The following is a 25,914-nucleotide window of genomic DNA, read 5'->3' as shown; positions in this document are numbered from 1 at the left end:
CCTAAATACCATATTTTGTTTTAATTCTAGTTAACTTATTGCCAATTGGTTTTATTGTGAGTAATAAAAAGACAACATTTGACACTGCGTACGTAAACATAAATGGAATTGATAAGCTCACAACTGTTAGATATCGTTTTATATTGAATGTTCCATCAATCGAAATAACTGTCCATATATCCATTAATAAAGAAAAAATCACTCCAGAAAACAATCCAAAAAAGATTAACGTCAAACGATTCTTTTTAAGCTGTTGCCGAATGAAAGGAATACCGGCAATCAAACCAATGATGCCCCATGAAAACATTTGAAATGGTGTCCAAGGTCCTTGTCCGAAATATATATTTGATAGTAAAGCAGTTAAAGCACCAACGAGAAAACCTGCTTCAGCTCCAAATGAAATTGCCGTCAAAATAACAATTGCTGTAACAGGTTTGAACCCTGGTATTGCAGAAAATATAAAACGGCCAACAACCGATAAAGCGACCATTACTGCCAATATAACCATACGTCTTATATTTGTATCTTTGTTTTCAAATGAAAGAAAGAAAGGTATCAATGTTAATAAAACGATAACAAAGGAAATAAACACATAACTTCGATCTTCAAAAATAGTTACTCCAATCAAGATTGTTAAAGGAATGAGGATCATGAATATGATGTAATTAATCCATTGTTTTTTCATATATTTTTTCCCCATTTTGCTTACAAATTGAAATAATATCTTTATATGTGATTGTATTAGCATATAAATGTCGTGACATACGACTTGCTGCTGTCGTATAATAATTATTTGATGAAAAAAATTCAACCGGTGAATCCATAGAAATGATACCCCCATCAAAAAAAAGTCCAACACGATCTGAAATCATAGCAGCAAATTCAACATCATGTGTAACAATAATGATTGTTAATCCTTGCCGTTTTAATTCCTTTAAAATAGTAAGTAATGTTTGTTTTGAAAATGCATCGATTCCTTTTGTTGGCTCATCTAATAATAAAATTTTGGGCTGCAATAAAAGAATTTTTCCTAAGGCGCATATCTGTTGTTCCCCACCACTAATATCATAAGGATGTTGATCTAATAGATGAGTTATTTCCAGTTTAGTAGCGATTTCGTCTGTTAAACGATCCAATTCTTTAGTTGTATAGTTAAGAACGTTGGCGATTTCTTTATAATCTTCACGTAACGTCGCCTTTAAAAAAACCGTTTGTGGATCTTGTGGTAAAACTGCTATATTATGTTTATATAATTCATTTCCTTTATATTTTTGAATCTTTTTATGATTGATTAACACATTTCCGCGATAAGTTCGATTTTGACCGGAAATAACTTGTAATAGGGTTGTTTTGCCTGAACCATTTCCTCCTAAAATACTTATTATTTCGCCACGATGTATGTGCAAATTAACTCCCGATAATATATCGGGTAAATCACGCTCATAACGGAACCAAGCATTTTTTAATTCAATTACTATTTCCGATTCTTCATTTTTTTCCATAATCGGCAATGCTTGAATATCGTCTTTATAATGAATACTTAAAAAGTCACGGCCTTCTTTTATTGTTAATGGACTCTTGCCATCTGTATCTAGACCATAAAATACTTTCATTGGCGTTGGTAAAGCGTGTAGCATTGGGTGTTCCTGATCTAGTTGTTTTAAATATTTACCAAATTCACTCGGTTTTTCAGTTATGATGATTCGACCTTTTTCTAACAAAACTACATTGTCTGCTAGTGGTAACACTTCTTCTAGACGATGTTCCACAAGAATAATCGTTAAACCTAAATCACTATTTAGTTTTTTTAACGTAGCAATAAAATTTGTTGCCGCAATGGGATCAAGTTGTGCTGTCGGTTCATCTAAAAGAAGAACATCTGGTTGCATAACCATGACAGATGCTAAATTGAGTAATTGTTTCTGCCCACCAGATAATTTTGTAGTTTTTTTACGGAACCATGGATGGATTCCAAAAAAATTCGCTATTTCAGCTACTTTACTCCGAATAATAGAAGTAGGAATACCGATATTTTCTAGACCAAATGCGAGTTCATTCCATACTTTATCTGTCACAATCTGTGTTTCGGGATGTTGCATCACATAGCCTATTTTACTTGCCGCAGTTCGATCATCAAGTGCTCCTAACTTATTGCCTTTATAATAAATTTCACCTGTTTTTTTTCCATGTGGTGTTAATTCTCGTTTTAACATTTTTAATAATGTTGTTTTGCCTGATCCTGACTCTCCAAATACAACGACAAATTCCCCTTGTTTAATAGACAAGTTAATGGATTCTAAAACAGGTTTTTCTTGTTTTGGGTATGTAAATGTCACATTTTTGATTTTAAATATTTCCACTGAATAATCTCCTTTACTTCGATGAGCGAAGGTAAAATCATGAGTATGAGAATAAGTACAAATTGACAGATATTTTGAATAGATAATGGAATCTTCGTTATAATAGGATAATAGGTAAAATGATTGCTATCTTTAACATACAAAAACATAATTGAACCAAAAATCAGAAGTATGAATGTAAGCATGATGATATCTCTTACATACCAGTAAAATAATGAAAAATTCGTTCTGCCTTTTAGACCATAACCTTGAGCTTTCATCGCGTCTGCCTGCTGGATAGAGTTTTCTAATGCCCATGTAATCAAACTATTAAATAAACGAATTCCGCTCAACACTCGATCGCTTATACTTTTACTTGTATAAAGTCCTAGTGTTTTTTGTGTTTGATTTACTTTTTTTATCTGCTCTTTAAAAAGAGGAATAAATCGTAATGCTATTGAAATAATGAGCGATAATTTGGGAACAATTTTTCCAAACAAATAAATAAATTTATCCGATGTTATGATATCGTTGTATGACTTGCTCCAGAAAATAACTGCAACTAACATAGTTGCAACAGCAAAACCATAAATAATCGCTTCTAACGTGACTGGATTATCATTTAAGAAAAATAATATTGTTTCTCCTTTATGAACAAAAATAGGATTAGTTATGGCAATCAACAAAAAAAAGAGAGCATAAAAACAAATATCTCGCCAAAAAACTCGGATTGGATTCATTAAAGCAAATAAAACTAACGAACCAAAAAGCGAAAGGCCAAGTATAAAAGGATGCATCATAAACATAGTAAGAATAATTACCGCAACATAATAAACGAATATAACAATCGGATGAAATGATGCAAAACTTTTCATGCTAGTTGCTCTCCTTCCTTTTCTCTATAAATTCATTCCTTACGTCACGACCTAAATCACACGTATATAATAGTTCAATCTCATCTCCATCCTCTAATACATATTTACTAACACCATAATCCGGAAATTCTCCATTTACTGCATACATCCAACCACTTGATGGCCCTACTGAAAACTCATATAAATGATTTATTCCTTGAATATAAACGCTATTATAAATATTTTCATTTGCCCCTTGATATTCCATATGAATTTGATTGTAGCGTACCGTTCGCTGTAAAATATCAAAAACAGTTTCATTCGGTCTTAACACATATTCTGTTCTTTCCAAAATCATTCCATCGTGTGGTACATATTTTTCCGATCGTAAGACCGGGTCTAGCCGATCCCAATTATCTAAAATAGTGCTAGCATTAATTTGAATAAATACTGTTTCAGAATCTTCAGTTATGTCATCAATATGTGTTAAATAATATTCCTCTACAGATTGTATCTTTGTACCATTTATGATGATTGCGATAAACAGTACTATAAAAGCAATCATCAAAAAATCTTTACGTACTGTTATCGCCTCCTTCTAATCTTCTATCATCTTTTGTTGTAACTTTTCACGCCTTCTTTTTCTAATATGCTTGATATAAAAGAATCCAACGACAATAATTATTAAGCAAACCCCTATCATGATGTAACGAGCACGAATTAAACTATTAATTTCCGTTTCTGCTTTTTCAACATCTTCATAGTTTTGTATTTTTTGTCGGTCATAAGTACTTAATGCCTCATATCGTTTGACGATGTCATCGACTTTTTCTTTATCTTTTATTCCAATATCGCTAAAAGGATACAGGTAATCTAGAATAGCTTGATTGATCAACTCTATTTCATTTTCGATCTCTTCTATTTTTTTCTTTTTATCAGTAAGTTCATCCAATAATTGCTCATAGTCTCCTTTATTGCTCGCATGTTCTAGTTTTTCAATATACGTAACAACATCTACATAATATTCTGTTGTAATTTTATCTGGTAAATTACTAACTGAGACTGCATCATTTTCCGTAAAAACAATGTCAGATGCATGTATTTTCCCATTATCAAATAAAGATACAATGGTTCCTTTTCCTTCTTTATTAATTCCAATATGCTCCGTTATTGGTTCTGATGTATTTTCAATTCCTAGTTTTTCCATTGCATCCGCTAATTTATAATAATTAAATACGTACGATCTTTCTTCAATTGGAACGTTTAAATAATCGTTAAATATTTGTTTTATCAGATGAATATCTGCTTCATGTGGATCATCTGGTATTGTTTCAATGGATTGTTTGATTGATTCAATTTGTTTTTTTAAATCATTATCCATCTCTTCCCTAAAATCATATAATGTCCGAAAATTTTCATAATACCGTACTAATGCAACTAAAGCATACATAACTTGTTCACTTGCCATCGTATTTGATTCATCAGGAAGTGAACTTGGGTTTTTAGGATCAAATGATTCAGAATGAATGAATCCCCCATCTTCCATCATATACTTTGATATTCCATGAATTACTGTATTTCCGTTTTTAATAAAACGCTCGTCTTTCAGTGGATCAATTCCTAACGAGGTTAAAGCAACGATTACTTGGGCTGTACTTTCAGAGTTAGGAGTTTCCCAACTTTCAAAGTCTCCACCATCAAGCTGTAATTCAGATAATGTTTCAACTGCTTCATTTATAACATCACGCACTTTTTTCGTTACCTGTTTATCACGTGCTTTTTGATGATATGTATAGGACTCTTCACTGTTATAATAAGGTGCCAATGCTTGAATGGCCATCGCCGTCATATCCGGATCGGAAGTTGATTTACTTAATGAAAATCCTCCGTCAGTTAATTGCATTTTCAATATTTCAATAATCATCGATTGCCGTGTGTCATATGCTTTTTCGGGAACGAAATACCTCATACTATCTAGCGTTATTAATCCCCAGATCCAACCATTTAACCCTTGAGCACCAAGTGACCGCGTTTTTCCTCTATTATAAGTTCCTTCAGCAATTAAATTGATCGGTTTGCCTGAAGAATCATTTCCCATGTTTGTAGGATCCCCACCGGAAGCTAAAATTGCTAATGAAATCCGGTGCCATTCAGTTGCTTTTGAGTCACTTAATTTATTTTCTTGTTTATATCTTTTTTCTACGACTTCACGTATGACTGCTAAATAACTTTCATAGTCATCTTCATAGCCGCTCCTTCCCATACCAAGAGGGTACCAATCTCCTGTCGTTTCCCCGGCATTTTCCAAAAAAGTATTATTTAACAATGGGGCATTTATATTTGTATTAATAGTCATTTTCTTCCACTGAATAATACCTTCAATAAGCTCTAAAAACAGATCACTATCCAATTCTTTCACATCGTTTGTATCAGCTATTGTTACAGAACGAAATGATGGAAAAGTAAGGAAGATCGCTAATATTAATATTATTATTTTATTTAGCCAATGTAATAAACTATTCTGTGTTATAAATTCTCTATTCATCTTCACCATTCTTTTCCGTAGTTCGTTCCCGGCATGCCGCCACCAATATCTGCACCATACGCTAAAGTAAAACGAATTCTGACGGCTTGTCCATCTTCAAAATAATAATCAGCAAACCCTACATTTGGATAATTACCATCAACACTATACATCCATCCTGAACCACTTGAAAAATCAAATTCCCCTAAAGAATCGGTTAAATAATCATCCGGTTCGAAGCGGCTCATATCTCTTTCGACTAGCTCTGCTAGATCATCCGGAATAACTGGATTTGTAACTAAACCAGGTCGATAAATGGCTGATAAATAAAATGAATTTTCGTGTGAACCAGTATAATCATAATTGATACCATGCTTTTCAAATAAGCGATCGATGACATGCGAACCACGATCACCTTGATAGATTTCCACTTGTTCGGGTGGAATGATATATCCTAATCCAATAGTTGTTGCTTCTAGACTAATAGTTACTGTTCCAATAACACCATCTGTAATATCACCATACACCGTCAGTTGACGTGTCGCTTGATTACCTTCATTATCTAGCGCTGTAATTACAATATTGTTTTCACCATTTTGTACCTCTAACGTGAAACTTATTTGATCAGAATCCGGCCAATCAATTTTTATATTAGTTCCGTTATTTGTTGCGTTAATTTTCCCATTTCCTGCGGTAATCGATTTGCCGTCATAGGTTGTACCTCTGACGTGAAATGTTTTTGTCGAACCTTTTAATGTTTGACCATCTTTGATATCAAATATTTCAATCGTTGGTGCTTTCTCATCTATTTCTTCGTCTTCTTCATCTTCATCTTCATCTTCCGTATCTGTAGTTCTTGAGAGATACGTAACGATATATGTTTCCGAGAGTGTTTCAACACCCTTCTTAGCTACTAGATTAAATTCATTTTCGCCTTCGATCAAGGTTACAGCATATGTTCCCGCAGCATTTTCTTCTATAACTTTATCATTGTGGCGGATGGTTACATTTATTTTTTCATCTCCATCAAATGCTTCCGCCGTAAACGAAAAGTTAGGGTCATCTACCGTTTTATTTTCTAAATCTGTTTTTATCGATAAGTTTGGTTTCTCATAATAAACAGTATATGTTTCTTGTGCTGCCTTGCCTTTATACTTTGCTGAAATTACTATTTCATTTTTACCTTCTTGTAAGTTTACTTCATATTGACTCTTTTTCTTTTCTTCTACCTCTACTTCATTTAAACTAACGACTATTGGTACAGAATCACCAGCTAGTTCAGCATTTGCTTTAAACTGTAATGTTTCACGCTTTACTTTTTTATCATCTAAATCTGTTGTAATAATAATATCTTCTTTATTAAAGATTACGAGGTAACTTCTAAAAACAGTAAAGCTTACCCCGTCTTTATCTTCATATGTAACACTAACTTTAATCTTATTATTGCCCTCCGCTAGAGTTGCATGAACAAAAACCGGTTTGTTATAATCTTCTGTTATCGATTCTATACTTGCCTGAGGCGAATTAATGCTTACATGAACATCTTGAACATCAAAATGATGGTCAAGTTGTTCAATGGAAAATGAATATTTTTCTTCCGTAACGACTTCCCAATCTTTGATCGACGTTATAAAGTATTCATTTTCAACAAGACTATCGTCATCAGTTACTTCTATGTTGGAGGAATCTGGATCTGATTTCGTACCCCCACCTAGACCATTACTATGTTCCCCATCTTTAGTGGCATCCTTGTGAAGTTCACCTTTTTTTTCTTTTTCTGCTTTACTTTTTGTTACGTCTTTTTGTTCTTTATCTTGATTTTTTTCTTCTTCATTACCATCATTAGGTTCTTCAGCCGCATGAACTAGTTCTTGATAGCCACCCATCAACGGAATCTTAGAACTGTTTTCAGCTGGTTCTTCAAGAGGGTTTTCCGGAGGCAATACATCTTGTTGATATATTGCTAAACCAAAATAAGTTGTAAAAAAACTTACAATGATAAAAGCTATTATTACTTTAAAGTAGGTCTGTTGTTTAAGTGCCAAATGTTTCAATTTAGAAATAAGTTTTTTCATGTAAATTACTCCATTCTTAAACAGAATTACTAGCATATAAAGTTAAGCCCTAAAAGTCGTGATTTCCTCACGACTTTTAAAGCTAATAGCATTTACATAGAACGTTTCCTGCGAACAACGAGTACTATACCACCAAAGAGTAAACAGACTAAACCTATAAATACTGTAGTAAATATATTTGTAGCTGTTTTAGGAAGTTCCTTAGAACTCTTTTCTTTTTCTAGTAATTTTTCTTGTTCTTTTGGAGTATTATTTGTTTGTGAAATGGTTTCTTCACTAGGCTCTTTTGCGTTTTCTGTTTTTTCGTTTAGGTCTTTTTCTTCGTCTTCTTTCTTTTCTTTATTTGGATCTTTAAGTTCGTCTTTTGTCTGGTCTTTACTTTGATCTTTCTTTTCGTCTTTCAATTCTTCTTTTTCCTGTAATTGATTTATTGCTTTTTCTAATGATTTAATTGCTTCGTCGAGTTGCTTTTGGTCAATATTAGTAGACAGTAATAACTCTTGTGCTGCTTTTACCTTTAATTTTAATGCTTCTACACTATCTTCTGTTTTAGTAGTTAAATCGATTTGTTTAGTTTGTTCGATTAGTTCTTCCAAAAACGATGTATCTATTGTTGGTGTTGATTCAAGTTCTTTTAAAATTGCTTCCGTTTGAATAAGTTGACTTAAATTCGTAACAAATACTCGTTGTTGCTCTGATAAAGAATCATAAGCCGAACGTGCCTTTGTAATTGTCTCTTTATCTTCTAAAGTTATCTCATCTAATGAAGGAAGAACTTCTATCATTTCCTCAACTTTTTTTGCTGCTGCTTCATCGTGAGCTTGTTCTTCTTCTAACTCTTGGATTCGTGCTTCTAATGCTACTAATTTATCCTTGTTAGTTACTGATTTTTTCTGTTCTTCTGTTAATAAATTATAGGCTTCTCGTGCATCCTCTACGGATTGTTTATATTCTAATGTGATATTTGCATTGTCTGGAAGAGACTGAATTAGTAAAATCACTTCATTTACTGCTTGTTCATCCTGGGATAATTGTTCAAGTTCCGCCATTTTTGCTTGTAGTGAATCTAAGAATTCCTTATTCGGAACCAACTCTTTTTGTGTATCTGTTAATGAATGGTACGCCTGTAATGCCTCTTCAACAGACTTTTTATCTTCCGATGTTAATTCTTCTAATGCTGGCAAACTGTTGATTTTTTCTTCCACAGACTTTGCTGCAATTTCATTTGCACTGTTCTCTTCTTCCATTTTTTTAATTTTTTCCTCTAAAAGATTTAATCGATCTAAGTTGGACACCAAGCTCTGCTGAGTTTCCGTTAATGAATCGTAAGCTGTGCGGGCGGATTCGATTGATTCTTTATCTGAAAGTGATAATTCTTCATCGGTCGGCAGTGCGTCGATTTGTTCTTCTACGGCTTTTGCTGTTTCTTTATCCAATTCCGACTGTTCTCGTTCAGCTAATTTCGACTCTACATTCGATAATTTTTCTTCATTTGATACTAGTTCTTTTTGAGAGTCTGTTAACGATTCGTAGGCTGAACGGGCGGATTTGATTGATTCTTTATCTGAAAGTGATAATCCTTCAACGCTCGGCAGCGCGTCGATTTGTTCTTCTACAGCTTTTGCCGCTTCTTTATCCAATTCCGACTGTTCTCGTTCAGCTAATTTCGACTCTACATTCGATAATTTTTCTTCATTTGATACTAGTTCTTTTTGAGAGTCTGTTAACGATTCGTAGGCTGAACGAGCGGATTCGATTGATTCTTTATCTGAAAGTGATAATTCTTCATCGGTCGGCAGCGCGTCGATTTGTTCTTCTACGGCTTTTGCTGTTTCTTTATCCAATTCCGACTGTTCTCGTTCAGCTAATTTCGACTCTACATTCGATAATTTTTCTTCATTTGATACTAGTTCTTTTTGAGAGTCTGTTAACGATTCGTAGGCTGAACGGGCGGATTTGATTGATTCTTTATCTGAAAGTGATAATCCTTCAACGCTCGGCAGCGCGTCGATTTGTTCTTCTACAGCTTTTGCCGCTTCTTTATCCAATTCCGACTGTTCTCGTTCAGCTAATTTCGACTCTATATTCGATAATTTTTCTTCATTTGATACTAGTTTTTTTTGAGAGTCTGTTAACGATTCATAGGCTGAACGAGCGGATTCGATTGATTCTTTATCTGAAAGTGATAATTCTTCATCGCTCGGCAGTGCGTCGATTTGTTCTTCTACGGCTTTTGCCGCTTCTTTATCCAATTCCGACTGTTCTCGTTCTTTTTCTGCAATGACTATATTTTCAAGTGCTGTATTTACTTCTTTTTGATCAGCATTAACTTTTTGAAGAACATTAATGGCTTTATCGTAAGCTTCTTTCTGTATGTCAATAGAGAGATAGTCTTCTTTATTTTCTTTACTGTTTATTTCAGCAATTTTTTTCGTGAGAGCATCTTTTGTAACAGGGTCAAAAAAGTTATTATCCCATCCGCCTCCTAAATCGCTTCCTAAAGCAATAGTATATTGAACACGCATCACATCGCCATCGCTTAGATAGTAATCAGCAAAACCAACGTTAGGGAAAATATTATTAACAGCATACATCCAACCCGAAAAAGAATTAAAATCAAATTCTCCTAACTCTCCTGGATAATAACTAGTTTCATCGTAATCACCGTTAAGTTTCTCTTTTAAAATATCTGGAATTTTAGGATTAGATTTATAAATTTGATTTTCTCCGTCTAATAAATATGACAAATAAAAGGCATTCGTTAAAGTTCCTGTATGATCATAATCAAATCCATTTTCCTTTAATACTCGATCTAATGATTCAGCAGCGTTTTCTCCTTTTATAATATCTACCGGAATAGGCTCGATAATATATCCTAGTCCAATTGTAAATCCTTCTAATGTAAACGTATATGTACCAATGACTTCCCCATCTTCGGCAAATTCACGATTTATTTTATACTGTAAGATATATTCTTCATCGTTATGAACAACTGTTATTTTTACTTTGTTTTCTCCAAGTTCCAAAGCTAATGTATAACTTGTTTTTTCTGTATCGTCCCAGTTAATGGAAACGGGTTGTCCATTGTTCGTAACTTGTATTTCCCCAGCACTTATTTTATTTCCGTTTTCATCCTTTGCCCACAGATCGAATGTTAATTTGTCTGCTTTTGTGACTAGACCATCTTCTAAATTAGTTGTTAGAGAAACATCTAAGTTTTGTTCTTCCCCATTTGTGGATTCAGCCAGTACTGGTTCATTTATGAAAGTTGTCAATAACAGAAATGCAATAAGGAGAATAGAGAAAATTCTTTTTATTAAGTTTTGCAATAATAGAACCTCATTTCGTAAGATACTTGAGAGATTCTAAAGCCGAGTAAACTCGACTTTAGAATCTTCCTTTTTTATGCAGTCTTTTTTCTGAAATAGTAGAGTACACTTCCTAATCCAATAAGTAGCATTCCAACTAATAAAATAGTAAACGTATAGGTCGCTGTCTTTGGTAGTTTACTTGATTTCTCTGGGTCTCCTGATTTCCCCTCAGGCTCTTCGTCGGAGCTACCAATTTTATTATTATTCGCACTCTCACCCTTTGCTTTATTGACGTCTTTCTCATCTGCTTCTTTACCGGTTTTTTTACTATTTCCGTTATCATTTCCTAGTTTATTAACTGCTTCATTTTTTGATTCTTTAGGTTCTGATGGCTCTGTTGGTTCCTTATCTTTTTTTGCTTCTTCTAATTCTTTCATTTTATTTTCTAATGCAACTAACGTATCGATATTTGAAACAAGCGTTTTTTGATCTTTGGTTAGTTTTTCGAATAAAGATCTTGCATCTTTTACAGCAGCCTTATCTGAAAGTGAAACCTCATTTATTGATGGAAGAGTATTAATCTTTTCTTCTACTTGTTCAGCCGCTTTTTTGTCTGTCTCTAATTTCAATAGTTCCGTTATTTTCAATTCTAAGGCGTCTAATTTTTCTACGTTTGTTACTAAACTCTGTTGTTTCTCTGTCAATGCATCGTATGCAGCTCTAACTGCTTCAACTGATTCTTGATCAGTTAATGATAGTTCTTCAACTGTTGGTAAAACGCTAATTTTCTCTTCTACTTCTTGTGCCGCTTCCTTATCTGCTTGTTCTTTTGCCTCTTCTAACTCTTTAATTTTTGCCTCTAGTTGAAGTAATTTTTCTTCATTTGTAACTAATTTTTTCTGATCCTCTGTTAGTTGATTAAATTCTTCTCTAACTAAAGAAATTTCATCTTTATCTTCTAAGGTAATATCATCAACTTCAGGAAGAAAATCGATGCTATGCATTACTTCATTTGCGGCTGTTTGATCAGCTAATTCCTTTTCAAGCTTTTCTAAATTTACTTCGACTTGTTCTAATTTTTCAAGATTTTGGACTAGTTCTTTTTGTGCTGTAGTTAATTGATCGTAAGCTTCTCTTACATTTTGGATCGCTGCTTTATCATCTAAATTCACATCTTGCGGTACAGGTAAGCCTTTGATCATCATTTCAACTTTATTTGCAGCAATTTCATCTTTTTCCTTTTGTTCCAACTCAAACCATTTAGCCTCAATCGCTTCAAAAAGTTCTTTGTTTTCCATACGTTCCTTTTGTGCTGGTGTTAAGCTATAAAAGGCCGTTCTTACTTTGTCTATTTGGTCTTTATATTCTAATGTTAACTCTTCTAAACTTGGCAATTGCTCAATCATTTGATCAACTGCTTGTGCCTTTTCTAAATCGTGGGCAGCCTGTAAATGCTCTATTTCCGTTTCTAAAGCATTTAATTTCTCAATATTTGTTACAAGCTGTTTCTGTATTTCAGTTAAACTATTGTAAGCTAACCGGGTCTCTTCAACTGCTTTTTTATTATCTAGTGTAATATTTTCAATTTCAGGTAACGCATCAATCAAGTCTATTACTTTATTTGCGGCGGTCTGATTTTTCGCTTCCTCTATTAATATAGATAGTTTTTCCTCTAACTCTAGCAGTTTGTTACTATTGGAAACAAGTTCCTGTTCTTTATTCGTTAATTGATTGTAAGCATCTCGCGCTTCTTCCACTTTCTCTATATCTTCTAAAGTTAATTCATTAACTGACGGTAATTGAGCAATCATTTCTTCAACTGCAAGAACTGCCTCTTCATCAACATCCGTTAATTCTTTCCATTTTGCATAGAATGTCTTGTCCCCATAATTACCAGTGGAAATACTTGTTACCTTTTCTCCTTCAAATGAAGGATTATCATACCATCCTTCAAATGTATGACCTGACTTTTCTATATCTTCTGCACCAGGAAGTATTATTTCTTCTTCAACTGTATAGGTTTTTGCTATATTTTCATTCACAAATTTACCATCATTTAATTCATAAGTAATATTGTATGGAATTGCCTCGTATTGCGCATAAAGCGAAATATCACGATCTGGCATAGATAATTTTTCACCAGAAGTATAAATTGTACCGCTTCCATCGGCTTTACTATTCCAATTTACAAATTGTCTACCCTCAATCGGTTCTCCTTCTGAAATAGTAATAATTTCATAAGGATGAACCGTAAATTGTTTGTCTAATTCCTCCGTTATTTCATACTTGATCTGTACGTCTCGGGATTTCATTTCAGTATGTAGTATCCCACCGTGTCTTGGCATCATATCGGTCATATCATATAATGGATTCTTGCTTTTTATAAAACGGTCATACGCAATTAACCCGTATAGGGATTGATCCGTAGCCATTGCATTTACACCATAGCCGGATTCCCCTCCATCGAATCCTGTTGTTACGTGTTTGAATCCGCCTACCCCTCGTTCGGAACCACTTCCATCAGCCCAAAACGTTAAAAGAGCATCGATCATATTGTTTGTTTTCACGCCGTCCTGAATCGATCCGTCGCCTTTATGAAAACTAACATTTTTATTTATTGCGTTTAAATCTAAATTATCTGTTAGAGGGTCAATACCTAAAGCGGTTAAGGCAACAATGATCTGCACCGTACTTTCAGCGTTTACATTCCCAAAAGCTTTAAAAGCTCCATTGTCAGCTTGGATTTCAGATAAGGTATAAATTCCTCTTTCAACTGCTTTTTCAAATTCTTCATATGTAGTTTCTGCATCAGTTTTATTATATTTTTCTGGATTTTTATAATAAGGTGCCAATGCTTGTAATGCCATTGCTGTGATGTCCGGGTCTGGTATGGTACCCATCAACGCCCATCCACCAGTCGTTCCATCTGCTTGCTTAATCTCGAGATTTAAAATATAATCAATCATTTTTCCATATGTGTTGGCATCACTCATCTTATACGGATAAAAATCATAGTTTCCTGTATTCATTGCAATAACTTCCCATATCGGTCCATTTATCCCTTGGCGATAGGAAAATCTGTGGGATGCAGATAATTTATCAATGAAATCATAACCTGAAACATTCGTAATATCGTAATCTAATGCTGATAATGCTAAAATTAATCGTGACCATTCTGTTGATTTATTTCGATCTAAATTTCCTTGCTTTAATGTAACATAATCTTCAATTCGTTTTATATAGTTGTTAAAATAATCATCAGGTATATGAGAAACATAGTCATAACCGGTATATTTACCTCGTAATAAATTCATCACGGACCATTCCCCTGATATTGTACCCATGCTTGGTTCTTGAACTGTTTCAAGCGTATACCTTGCCGAAGCATTAATATAAAATCCAATATCCGGAGTTTCATCTTCCCATATACGTACTCCATAATCGTAGGAATGATCATTTGGGTCATGGGCTACCGCCCCTACATGATGTGGCATAAAACTAAAGATAAAACTAAAAATAGTTAACGTAGATATAAAACGCACTAAAAAACCTTTTGACATTTAAGTATCCCCTTCCTTTTTTTGTAAATGGTGTACCAACAATCACTAAAATCCCCCCATTTGGAAAAATTTATCACCAAAAAACTCTTACCTCAAGTAAAGAGATAAGAGCATAAATATGTATGTGGAATATACAAGTATTAAACTCTCTGAAACTAAGTTTTATATATTGTGTAGAATTCCAATTATGCAAACCCTTTAACCTGGAAGGTATTATGTGCATCATCGCTTTGGCAAGTCTCCTGACTTATGGATCATTGCTTATCTTTTACCTTCCCAGTGTAGTACCAGTGGTATCGTTAAAGACAGCTTCCCCATTTACAGTGGCCGGTCCGTTCAGGATTTTCACCTGATTCCTTTTTAATTTTTTTCGTATCACAAAAAAACCAAAACATAATCTATTAAATTATTTATTACTATAACACTAAGTATAGACTAGAAAATGTTGCGTGACAATACGCTCATCGCATAATGTAGATATTCTAGTATGTAAGGCGAATTTTTGAAAGTTAACAATAAAAGAACATTATGTAATTTTATGTCCAATAAAAAAAGATTTGTTCCATTAAAATAAGAACAAATCCCTTAACTTTTCTAATTTAAATATCCCACAGGATTTTGGAGCGAGCCATTCACATGGACTTCAAAATGAAGATGGATTCCAGTAGAATTTCCTGTAGCTCCCATAATTCCAAGCTGATCTCCTTTAGAAACTTTCTGACCAGATTTTACATTAATCGACGCCATATGACCGTATAATGTTTTTAGCCCATTTCCGTGATTAATAATTACTGTATTACCATAACCATTCATTGTACCAGCTGTTTCAACCGTTCCACTTTCAGCCGCAAATATTGGCGGGCTAGTACTACGGTCAGTTCGCGCAATATCGATTCCTTTATGCATTTTACCCCAACGCTGACCCATATGGCTGGAAATGTATCCGCCTTGTGTAGGCCAACCTAAAGTTCCTGTACCCATTGCCTCAGGAGTAACACTTTCGGAAACAGGAATTGCATCTTGAGCGTGAATTTTATTTTCTAAAGCAAATAATTCCTCATCTTTAAATTCTAGTTTTTGAACTAATTCATTTAATTCATCCTTTTTTACTTCTAGTTCTTCCTTCATCTGGATTGCTTGTTCTTTCTGTTCTGTAACTAATTTTTCAATTTCCAATAACTCTTCTTCTAGTTTTTCTAACTCTTTTAGTTTCATCTCTACTTCTCTCTTATCTTTTTCTTGTTCTTCTATTAAGTCGGCGTCAGAATCTGTAATGGTTGTCACTGCATTAAGTCTGCTGATGAAATCAGTAAAATCTTCCGCACCAAAAAGTACCTCTAAATATGTAGTATTGCCGCCATTTTTCTGATAGGATTTGGCTCGTTCTTTAAGAAGAGTAAATCTTTCTTCAATTTTATCTTCTATTATTTTTATTTGTTCTTTTTCAGAATCTATCTCGTCTTTTACTTCTTGGATTGCTTTTGTATTTTCTTCTAACGTCTGATTCAGTTCTTTAATTTCTTTATTTTTTGATTCTATTTCTACTAAAACTTTTGCGACTTCTTCTTCAGCTTCCGTCAAATCTGCTTTAATTTCTTTTCTCTCTTCCTTAATTTCAGATAAATCTTTTTCTGCAAATGATGTTAACGGTACAATAGTAAAGCTATAAGTAAACATCACGAGTACTCCTAGTAAGACTATTACTTTCTTCAAGACTTTTCCGCTCCCTCATTTGTATAACTTTATCTATGTCTAGTAACTTCTCTATTTAATTGTTTCACGAATCAAATTATAACAGTTTAAGATAACAGAGAGGTTTTAATAAAATTACATTTATATCACAAAATATGTTTAATTATTACAAAATAGGTAACAAAAATCGATAAAATAATTATCATATCCCGTTTACTAACCACCTTTTATGGTGGGTCAAAACTTGAGCACACTCTCAGAATCTATTAGAACTGCTCGTCACGGTAAATTAAATGTTTTCAAAAGGAATATGAGCCCTAAGAAATTACCTGTTTCACAAATAAATTGAAAGACATGTTCGTCTATAGTGCTGGTTGTTTAAATTATGCCTAATCTTCATTCTACGCATTAAAAAACGCATCGCTAGTTTTGACTAACGATGCGTTAATATTCTTTAAGTTATTTAACTCTTCTAACGATACCATCAAAATTGTTTTTCCAGTATCCACTGTTCATATCAGCAATTGCAACACCTGTACTATTTTGAGCACCTAGGAATTTACCACCACCGAGGTATATTCCAACATGACCGCCACCTCTAAATATTACTAGGTCACCTGGTTTTGCCTGACTGTACGGAACTCCTGTACCCACACTTGCCATTGCACTTGCTGTTCTTGGTAAGTTTACACCTTCTTGTTTATAAGCCCAATGTACAAAACCTGAACAATCAAATCCACCTGGGCTTGTACCTCCCCAAACATAAGGAGTACCAATTACTGAACGTCCGGCTGCAATAGCAGATCCACCTCCACCGGTATATGCTACTTTTGGTTGGCTAGTTTTAGAACCGGATGAACCTCCGTCACTATTACCGCTATTGCTTGTACTATTATTACTTGTACTATTATTACTTGTACTATTATTATTTGTACCGGTATTGCTTGTACCATTATTGCTTGTACTATTATTGCTTGCGCTATTATTACTTGTGCTATTATCACTAGTAACAACGTTATGACCAGTCTCATCTGAATTTTCTGTAGCAGATGCCACTTCTTGTGTAACTGGTGCAACCATGCTAGCACGAATTTCCGCTTCTAGATTCGCTAACTCGCTACTTTCGGATTCCAACTTGGCTTTATCTTTTTTAAGCTTTTCTTCTTTTTCTTTTAGTTTTGTCTTGGCTGCTTCTTCTTGTTCTTTTTGCGCTTCAATTGTTTCGTGCTGTTCTTCTAATTGTGCAGCAAGTTCTTCTTGCTCTTTAAGCTTTTCCTCTACGGCTTTTTTATCTTGTTCATTTTCTTCTAATAAATCCATATCAGCCTTCGTTATGGTCGTAACTGCAGAAATGCGACTAACAAAGTCACTAAATCCTTCTGAACCAAGAACAACTTCCATATAATCTATTTGTCCGCCATTTTCCTGATAAGAAGCGATTCTATTTTTTAGAATCTCATTTCTTTGTTCAATTTTTTCATTTAATTCATCAATTTCATTGTCTAAATTAGTAATCTGCTCTTCTGTTTTATCAATTTGTTTTTGATTTTCTTCTAAAGCATATTGTAATTTTGAAATCTCCTCGTTAATTTCTTTGATTTCATATAAAATATCTGCAATTTTTGATTCCGCTTTGGAAAGTTGTGATTTTACTTCTTGTTGTTTATTCTGAACGCTTTGTAATGTTTCAGCATGAACTTGCTGACTAAAAAATGCACCACTTAAAGTAACAACTGCAACTGCTCCAATTGCAACTACCTTTTTCTTCAAAATTATTCCCCGCTTCCCTTATGACCGTTCTTTTTTTAAGTACGTAATAAATAATCGAAATATGTTAGGTCATAAATTATTAATGTATATTATGTAATCTATTAATCTTTTAGTCGAATAATAGTATAGCACTATAAAATGACAAGCATGTTTTAAAAATGTTACAGTTATATTTCAAAGTGTTGTTTTATTGTTACATAATTAGGAAATTCAGATTATGATTAAGTTCTTTATAGTGAAAAATACTTACACATAATAATTATTTGATGAACGAAGGACCTTTGATGAATCATGACAAGTTCTTTCCTAAGATACCAAGGTCGATAGCAATTAAATAGAAATGAGCAAACATGAATTGCCTTTTGTCAAAAACGGACAATATATTTCTTTCTTTACAAATTTACAATAATCATACTCATCAAAAAATCTATCCTGAAATGGATAGATTTTTAGTAAATTATTGATTAAAATTGTTCTGCTTCAGTAGATCCGGCAAGAGCAACAGTTGAAGATTCTCCTCCAGCAATCACTTGTGCAACTTCATCAAAGTAACCTGTTCCAACTTCTCTTTGGTGACGAGTAGCTGTGTATCCAAGTTCTTCAGCCGCAAACTCTTTTCCTTGAACGAGACGTGAGTATGCTCCCATTCCCTTATCTTTGTACTGTTGTGCAAGTTCAAACATGCTGTAGTTTAATGTATGGAATCCAGCCAATGTTACAAACTGAAACTTATAGCCCATTTTTGCAATTTCTTTTTGGAAGTTATCCATTTCTTCTTCTGACATATGTCTCTCCCAGTTAAATGATGGAGAACAGTTGTAAGCTAATAGCTGATTTGGGTATTTTTCATGAATTGCTTCAGCAAAGCGGCGAGCTTCCTCTAAATCCGGCTCCGCAGTTTCACACCAGATTAAATCTGCGTAAGGTGCGTAAGCAAGTCCTCGAGCAATCGCTTGATCTAAACCAGCTTTTGTACGGTAGAAACCTTCTACTGTACGCTCTCCGGTTAAGAATGGTGCATCGTATTCATCAACATCACTTGTAATTAAGTCAGCTGCATTCGCATCCGTTCTAGCCATAATGATTGTTGGTGTACCCATAACATCAGCTGCAAAACGTGCAGAAATTAAGTTTTTGACAGCAGTTTGGGTTGGTATTAATACTTTACCACCTAAGTGACCACATTTTTTTTCAGATGCAAGCTGGTCTTCAAAGTGAACGCCTGATGCTCCAGCTTCAATCATAGATTTCATTAATTCGAATACATTTAAATGACCACCAAAACCAGCTTCCGCATCCGCAACGATCGGTGCGAAATAATCATTTTTTACTTCTCCTTCAGAGTATTCCACTTGATCCGCGCGTTGCAGAGCATTGTTAATACGTCTTACAACTTGTGGAACACTGTTAACCGGATATAAGCTTTGGTCAGGATACATTTCACCTGCTTGGTTTGCATCTGCTGCAACTTGCCAACCACTTAAGTATATTGCTTTTAAACCAGCTTTCACTTGTTGTACAGCCTGGTTTCCTGTTAAAGCGCCTAGTGAATTAACATATTCTTCATTATTTACTAAGTCCCAAAGTTTTTTAGATCCTTTGTTAGCTAGAGTATATTCGATATCAATTGAACCACGTAGACGAATAACATCTTCGGCACGATATGGTCGCTTAGTACCTTCCCATCTCGGATTCGTATCCCATTCTTTTTGAAGTGCTGCTGCTCTTTCTTTATACATATGACTTTTCCTCCTTAAGATTAGAAAACTTATATATTTGAAGAGGCTGGAACAAGATTTTTACTATTCAGATCAACTAATCGGAAATATATCCTGAAAAAATAGTGCTTTTTTTAGAGTTGATCGTATTCGTTATGCTCCAATCTCAATCAAGCAAAATGAACTAATTGTTATATTACAGTTATTAAAAAACATTGATTATTACATAACATATTATTGTATTTTATTAATCTTCTTTCTTAGATAAGCAATAGTCACACTCAAGTGTATAACTCTTATTAGAAACGTTTTTACCACACTCAGGACAAGTTGCTTTGTCATGTTTCTCCCTCATGTCTACACCTCCAATTATATAACAGTATGTCGTTTATTGAATCTGTTATAATACAGTATAGTTGGTTTTTAAAAAAATGCAAGTGTTTTTATAAAAAATTTAAAGTTTTTTATTTTAATGCCCTAAATATAATGTTGACGTTTTTTTAATTTCATAACTTTATATACTAGAAGAGTGAGTTTGAGGAGTTAGTATGCTAACGGCAAGATGAATCTTATTTTCAATTTAACAAAACAATTAGAACGTCTAAAGGTTCGATAACTAATTTGGTATAAATACTATCTACACGCTGTTACTATCACCAAAAAAAGAGAAGACATAAATAGCCTTCTCCTTTCGACTGCCCTTTTAATACCTATATGGTTCAGTTTGTTACACCGATTTTTTTCTTAAATTCTATTCGGCGCTTTTGTAAAATTGGTTCTGTGTAACCATTCGGCTGTTCGGTTCCTTTAAATACTAAGTCACAAGCAGCCTGAAATGCAACAGATTCTTCAAAGTTTGGAGCCATATTACGATATAATTCATCGCCAGCATTTTGTTTATCCACAACTTGTGCCATACGTTTTAATGTTTCCATTACTTGTTCTTCACTGCAAATACCATGGTGTAACCAGTTTGCGATCATTTGACTGGAAATTCTAAGCGTTGCACGGTCTTCCATTAACCCCACATCATTTATATCTGGTACTTTCGAACATCCAACACCCTGTTCTACCCAGCGAACAACGTAGCCAAGCATTGTCTGAGCATTATTATCAAGTTCAGCTTGTATTTCTTCTTTCGTCCAAGCAGGACTCTGTTCAACAGGAATTTGTAAAATATCATCACGATAATCTTTATCTGTACCTTTTGCAATCAATTCATCTTGTACATCACTAACATTGATTTCGTGATAGTGAAGCGCATGCAATGTTGCTGCTGTAGGAGATGGGACCCAAGCGGTATTTGCTCCAGCTTTTGGATGACCGATCTTTTCACGAACCATATCCTCCATCTTGTCAGGCATCGCCCACATACCTTTACCGATTTGAGCTTCATTTTTAAATCCTGCACGTAATCCAATGCTTACATTATTTTTCTCATAAGAAGAAAGCCATGTGGCATTTTTCATATCTACTTTACGAAGCATTGGTCCAAGTTCCATTGATGTATGAATTTCATCACCTGTTCTGTCTAAGAAACCTGTATTAATAAAAATCGCCCGTTCTTTAACCGCATGAATACAGTTCTTTAAGTTTAGACTTGTACGACGTTCCTCATCCATGACCCCAACTTTTAATGTATTTCTTTCTAAATCAAGCATATCTTCTACTCTTGCAAATAATTCATTAGTAAATTTAACTTCTTCAGATCCGTGCATTTTAGGTTTTACAATGTAAATAGACCCTTTTTTTGAGTTAATATATTTTCCTTTACCTAGTAAATTATGTTTAGCTACTAAACTAGTAAAAACAGCATCCAAAATACCTTCATATGCGTCAGTTCCATCTTCATTTAATACAGCGTTATTCACCATTAAATGTCCAACATTTCTCACAAGCATGAGAACTCTACCGGATAATGTCACTTCTTCTCCATCTGTTGTTTTGTAGATGCGGTCTTCATTAAATGTCCGCTCGATTGTTCGATCACCTTTTTTAAATGACGTGGAAAGCTCTCCGCGAATTAATCCTTTCCAGTTACGATATACATCTACTTTATCTTCTGCATCAACAGCTGTTACAGAATCTTCACAATCCATAATACTTGTAATTGCTGATTCAATTATAATATCTTTTACTCCAGCATTATCCGTTTTTCCGATTGGATGGTGCGGATCGATTTGGATATCAATATGAAGTCCATTATTTTTTAATAAAATGGAAGAAGGTTCGCTTTCTTCTCCTTGAAACCCTATAAACTTATCTTCCTCTTTTAAACCGACAGTTTCTCCATTAGAAAGAACAATCGCAAGCTTCCCATTTTCTATGCCGTATTTTGTTGCATCTTTATGTGAACCGGATGTAAGGGGTACACTAGCATCTAAAAATTCTCTACTTTTTTCAATTACGATGTTTCCACGAACTGGATTATATGCTCCTGATTTTTCTGCCCCATCTTCTTCACTAATTACATCTGTACCATAAAAAGCATCGTACAAGGATCCCCAACGTGCATTGGCAGCATTTATCGCATAACGTGCATTATTAATTGGCACGACAAGTTGAGGTCCAGCGATTTGAGAAATTTCATCATCTACATTTTGCAAATCAACTTTAAAATTTTCAACTTCCGGCTCGAGGTATCCAATATCCTCTAAAAACGCTTTATACTTTCCCGGATCAAACGCTTTATTCTCTTTATGCCACGCATCAATTTGGTCTTGTAATTGATCACGTTTCTCTAATAACGCTCTGTTACGTGGGGTGAAATCAAGTAACAGTTTTTCAAAATCATTCCAAAACTGTTCTATATCAAGTCCAGTTTCAGGAAGCGCTTCTCTGTTAACAAAGTTATACAATTCTTCAGCAACCTTGATACTACCAACATTAACGTAATTCGTCATCATACATCCTCCTGTCAATTTTTCCTTCTTGTTGCCAACTATTATATAACAGTTTAATATATTATTACAATACATAATTCGAATACCTACTATTCCATTTAGTTATAGCTGTTGTATAATAGGTTTATCAAGTGAAATTTTAGGAGGATTAACATAATTGGATATCCGGCATTTGGAATATTTTATTGAGGTGGCGAAACATTTAAATTTTACCAAGGCAGCTACTGCATTACATGTATCACAGCCCTCTTTGAGCAAAACAATTAAGGGGATTGAGGAAGAGTTAGGCGTACCACTTTTTTACCGTTCGTTTCGACAGTTAGAAATGACTGATGCAGGGAATGCGCTACTGCAAAATGCAAAACATGTTCTCCACGCTTATGAAAATTTAACGTCAGAATTAAACGATGTTATGGAGCTTAAAAAAGGAGAAATTAAAATAGGAATCCCACCGATAATAGGTGCGGCTTTTTGCGCTAAGATCATCAGTCGCTATATCGATTTATTTCCAATGATCGATGTATCATTAAGTGAAGTTGGCTCCAAAAAAATAAAAAGTGGGGTTTGTGATGGCACATTAGATATTGGCTTTGTTTGTAATAAACCTTTAAACAAAAAAGAAGTTGACATTATGCAAATAGTTAAAGATCCGTTAATGTTAGTAGTTCATAAACAACATGCTCTAATTGAAAAATCCGAGATAAGTGTTAAAAATATCGAAGACGAATCTTTTATTATGTATCGACAAGATTTTTCCTTATTCGACAGCATTATTGACGCTTGCTCCCAGTATGGATTTTACCCTAACATCGTTTGTGAGAGTTCTCAAAAAGACTTTATTTTAGAAATGGTAGAAGCTAAGCTTGGCGTTGCATTATTACCTAGTCAAATATGTAACAAAATAAACAATAAAAATATTGTCGCAATTCCATTTGAAAAACCAGATATTCATTTAGAGCTCGGAATGATTTGGAAAAAGAATAATTACTTGCCATTTTCCGTTCGCGAATTTGTTACAGTCGCAAAGGAGTTTGATTTTTAATTAAAGTAATTATTGATTCAATAATTATGTAAACAATTGGGAAATTTCCTTTGACGGAATACTTTTATACACTTCCTTTTACGATAATTGGGATTGCCGTACGGACATTCGCCAGGAAATTACTTAGTTAATCAACCTCTTCGTTTTTCTAAATAAAAATCCGCCTCTTAACACCAAGCGGATTTTTATTGTCTTTAATTGTTATGAAATTTTAAATTTTCAACCATTTTTGTTCCACTTCCTCTACTGGTAGAGGTTGATCAAAGAGATACCTTATGGAGAAAGATTTTATCCAAAAAAATTAACTTCATTTCGAATTTTAGACAATAAAAAACTACCAAGTTGTTTATGAGTATAAACAGTGCAAGTTAATTTTTTAATAAAACCTTATTTATAAGTAAAGGAGCCCACCTAAATAATAGATATGGGTTTGATTCTCACTAAATTTATCCATCGAATAAATTTAGTTGTTCCAAAGTTATATCTTAACGTTGTATTGAACTCACTTTTTCAAAACGCTCATCATGTTCATTATCTAGCCTTGATTTGTAGTCCAATAAGTTGTTGTGAATCGTTTGATACGATTCTTTATTTTGTAAAACAGACACACCAGCTTTAATTAATTCTATATTTCCTTGAATTGCATTTTCGTTTTCATCTTGTTGTAAAGGGGGTGGAGTAAATAAAAATCTATTTTGTTTCCTTGAGAACTCTATAGTATGTTGAGTTCCGCTTTTTGTTGGTGTTTGTACCGGACAAACACCTAATGATAAACCACTTTGAATCCTATCCCTTTTCACAAAATACCCTCTCATATTCGCTTGCCCAATCGGAGTTTCCGATAGCCATAATCCATCCCGTTCCAAAATTTCTGTTGCAAGTTTTTTATTTTCCGCTGGATAAATCTGGGTCAAGTTCCCTGCTAAAACGGCAATTGTTTTTCCATTTTTTGCTTCTAATGCTCCTTTATGAGCCACTGTATCGATTCCTAACGCAAGTCCACTTACGATATTATACCCCATTTCAGCAAATGTTTTTGCAATTTTATATGCAGCTTTTTTCCCTGTTTCAGTTGGTTCTCTTGTTCCGACGATAGCGATGGTTTGTTTTTCTTTTAACAACTCAATATTTCCTTTTGCATACAAAACAGTTGGCGGATCTTCAATTAAGCGTAAATACTCAGGATAGTAGTCACTCGAAATTGGAATAACTCTGATATCCATTTTTCCATGTGAAATAATTAAATTTTCAGCGCTTTCTTTAGCAATCTTAATATTTTCCGGCGATAACAATTTGCTTATATTTTTCTTCTTTATCATCTTTATTTGTTCACTAATATTTTCAACGTTTAAATCAGGGTAATTTTCGTATAGTTGTATTAACGTTTTACTGCCTACACCTTTGATACAACTGAGTGTAAGCCAAAAAAAATCATTCAATTGCTTCACTCCTACTACATTTCTAATTCCATATTGTTCCCAACTCATTTATTAAATGAATTAATTGGTTCTAACAACAAAAAATGTTACACCTGTCGCAAAAACCAATCCTATTATCGTTGGCGATACTAAATACATCGTTAAAAAATAAACGAAAAAAAATAACAGATATGCAATTAAACTTAGTCCTCTCCATAATCAGTAACTCTCTATCACTTCTGGATTTATAATAAACTCTTCCGGATCTTCTTCCATATCTACTTCAAACTCCCTACCATTTACATCTATTTTAATAATTCCATCTTTAATATCATAATCTCCGTCCTGTATATCTTCATCTATATAAAGACATGTAAAATTAATATAAATGAATCAACTTCCCCATCTTTTGACATTTTCGGCATCGCCAAAGGATAACCTACATTAATCCCATTTACATCATAAAACTTCCATCTCGTACCGGTAAATATTGGATCCCTGTTTCCAATTTACTTGAAGGTGAAATTAATGTCACCATGCGAATCCTAAATGGGTTCGTGCAGTAAAAGGAAATAAAGAGTATAAATATACTTTCCTTCATCTACCTGTAATTTAAAAGTTGTATTATGCTTGTTCATTACAAAATTATTCAGCGCACTGATGGGATTCAGCGGTTTCAGTCTATAATTCAGCGATCTGACCGATTAT

14 protein-coding genes and 1 riboswitch are annotated in these 25,914 nt (G+C 33.9%); of the genes, 1 reads left to right on the top strand and 13 read right to left on the bottom strand.

Annotated features, from left to right (window positions below):
• Position 1: 1 nt before the first annotated feature.
• The 12 genes from SPD89_RS04290 to SPD89_RS04230 all read right to left on the bottom strand — a co-directional run bounded on the left by SPD89_RS04290 (position 2) and on the right by SPD89_RS04230 (position 22,746).
• Positions 2-685, bottom strand: a complete 684-nt coding sequence (locus tag SPD89_RS04290; RefSeq protein WP_336260726.1) for an ECF transporter S component — start codon at positions 683-685, stop codon at positions 2-4.
• Positions 666-2,360 (bottom strand): ABC transporter ATP-binding protein, encoded by a 1,695-nt coding sequence (locus tag SPD89_RS04285; RefSeq protein ID WP_336260725.1) that lies wholly within the window; start codon positions 2,358-2,360, stop codon positions 666-668. The genes SPD89_RS04290 and SPD89_RS04285 overlap by 20 nt, the downstream gene beginning before the upstream one ends.
• Positions 2,333-3,214: an energy-coupling factor transporter transmembrane component T gene (locus tag SPD89_RS04280; protein WP_336260724.1), complete on the bottom strand. Its 882-nt coding sequence runs from the start codon at positions 3,212-3,214 to the stop codon at positions 2,333-2,335. The genes SPD89_RS04285 and SPD89_RS04280 overlap by 28 nt, the downstream gene beginning before the upstream one ends.
• Before the next feature lies 1 nt (position 3,215).
• Positions 3,216-3,758 carry a DUF4430 domain-containing protein gene (locus tag SPD89_RS04275; protein WP_336260723.1) on the bottom strand — a complete coding sequence of 181 codons (543 nt, stop codon included), beginning with the start codon at positions 3,756-3,758 and terminating at the stop codon, positions 3,216-3,218.
• A 33-nt stretch (positions 3,759-3,791) separates the two neighbouring features.
• Positions 3,792-5,738 (bottom strand): prenyltransferase/squalene oxidase repeat-containing protein, encoded by a 1,947-nt coding sequence (locus SPD89_RS04270; RefSeq protein ID WP_336260722.1) that lies wholly within the window; start codon positions 5,736-5,738, stop codon positions 3,792-3,794.
• A gap of 2 nt (positions 5,739-5,740) precedes the next feature.
• On the bottom strand, positions 5,741-7,792 hold the full coding sequence (locus SPD89_RS04265) for a DUF4430 domain-containing protein (protein ID WP_336260721.1): 2,052 nt from the start codon (positions 7,790-7,792) through the stop codon (positions 5,741-5,743).
• 92 nt (positions 7,793-7,884) lie between these two features.
• Positions 7,885-11,121 (bottom strand): DUF4430 domain-containing protein, encoded by a 3,237-nt coding sequence (locus SPD89_RS04260; protein ID WP_336260720.1) that lies wholly within the window; start codon positions 11,119-11,121, stop codon positions 7,885-7,887.
• Positions 11,122-11,195: 74 nt separating this feature from the next.
• A complete protein-coding gene (locus SPD89_RS04255) occupies positions 11,196-14,663 on the bottom strand; it encodes an InlB B-repeat-containing protein (protein ID WP_336260719.1) in 3,468 nt (1,155 codons plus the stop codon).
• Between the two features lie 215 nt (positions 14,664-14,878).
• Positions 14,879-15,069, bottom strand: a riboswitch (cobalamin riboswitch).
• Between the two features lie 188 nt (positions 15,070-15,257).
• Positions 15,258-16,376, bottom strand: a complete 1,119-nt coding sequence (locus tag SPD89_RS04250) for a murein hydrolase activator EnvC family protein (RefSeq protein ID WP_336260718.1) — start codon at positions 16,374-16,376, stop codon at positions 15,258-15,260.
• A 438-nt stretch (positions 16,377-16,814) separates the two neighbouring features.
• The gene (locus tag SPD89_RS04245; RefSeq protein WP_336260717.1) at positions 16,815-18,125 is read right to left on the bottom strand and encodes a C40 family peptidase; all 1,311 of its coding nucleotides are present in this window, start codon (positions 18,123-18,125) and stop codon (positions 16,815-16,817) included.
• Positions 18,126-18,589: 464 nt separating this feature from the next.
• On the bottom strand, positions 18,590-19,864 hold the full coding sequence (gene aceA / locus SPD89_RS04240) for an isocitrate lyase (protein ID WP_336260716.1): 1,275 nt from the start codon (positions 19,862-19,864) through the stop codon (positions 18,590-18,592).
• 698 nt (positions 19,865-20,562) lie between these two features.
• Positions 20,563-22,746, bottom strand: coding sequence for a malate synthase G (locus SPD89_RS04230; RefSeq protein ID WP_336260715.1), 2,184 nt, complete (start codon positions 22,744-22,746; stop codon positions 20,563-20,565).
• A 157-nt stretch (positions 22,747-22,903) separates the two neighbouring features.
• Here SPD89_RS04230 and SPD89_RS04225 point away from each other — a divergent pair, with 157 nt between their 5' ends.
• A complete protein-coding gene (locus tag SPD89_RS04225) occupies positions 22,904-23,788 on the top strand; it encodes a LysR family transcriptional regulator (protein ID WP_336260714.1) in 885 nt (294 codons plus the stop codon).
• 485 nt (positions 23,789-24,273) lie between these two features.
• Here SPD89_RS04225 and dprA read toward each other — a convergent pair whose 3' ends face one another.
• Positions 24,274-25,227, bottom strand: a complete 954-nt coding sequence (dprA, locus tag SPD89_RS04220; RefSeq protein WP_336260713.1) for a DNA-processing protein DprA — start codon at positions 25,225-25,227, stop codon at positions 24,274-24,276.
• Positions 25,228-25,914: the final 687 nt, after the last annotated feature.

The sequence above is a fragment of the Pseudogracilibacillus sp. SO30301A genome (assembly GCF_037072025.1).
Classification (GTDB): Bacteria; Bacillota; Bacilli; order Bacillales; family Amphibacillaceae; genus Pseudogracilibacillus.
This window is presented reverse-complemented; position numbering and strand designations above follow the sequence as displayed.

Excerpts from the sequence above, each read along its gene's own strand:
- SPD89_RS04290 (WP_336260726.1), bottom strand. The coding sequence starts at position 685 with ATGAAAAAACAATGGATTAATTACATCATATTCATGATCCTCATTCCT.
- SPD89_RS04280 (WP_336260724.1), bottom strand. The coding sequence starts at position 3,214 with ATGAAAAGTTTTGCATCATTTCATCCGATTGTTATATTCGTTTATTAT.
- SPD89_RS04275 (WP_336260723.1), bottom strand. The coding sequence starts at position 3,758 with ATGATTGCTTTTATAGTACTGTTTATCGCAATCATCATAAATGGTACA.
- SPD89_RS04270 (WP_336260722.1), bottom strand. The coding sequence starts at position 5,738 with ATGAATAGAGAATTTATAACACAGAATAGTTTATTACATTGGCTAAAT.
- SPD89_RS04265 (WP_336260721.1), bottom strand. The coding sequence starts at position 7,792 with ATGAAAAAACTTATTTCTAAATTGAAACATTTGGCACTTAAACAACAG.
- SPD89_RS04255 (WP_336260719.1), bottom strand. The coding sequence starts at position 14,663 with ATGTCAAAAGGTTTTTTAGTGCGTTTTATATCTACGTTAACTATTTTT.
- aceA (WP_336260716.1), bottom strand. The coding sequence starts at position 19,864 with ATGTATAAAGAAAGAGCAGCAGCACTTCAAAAAGAATGGGATACGAAT.
- SPD89_RS04230 (WP_336260715.1), bottom strand. The coding sequence starts at position 22,746 with ATGACGAATTACGTTAATGTTGGTAGTATCAAGGTTGCTGAAGAATTG.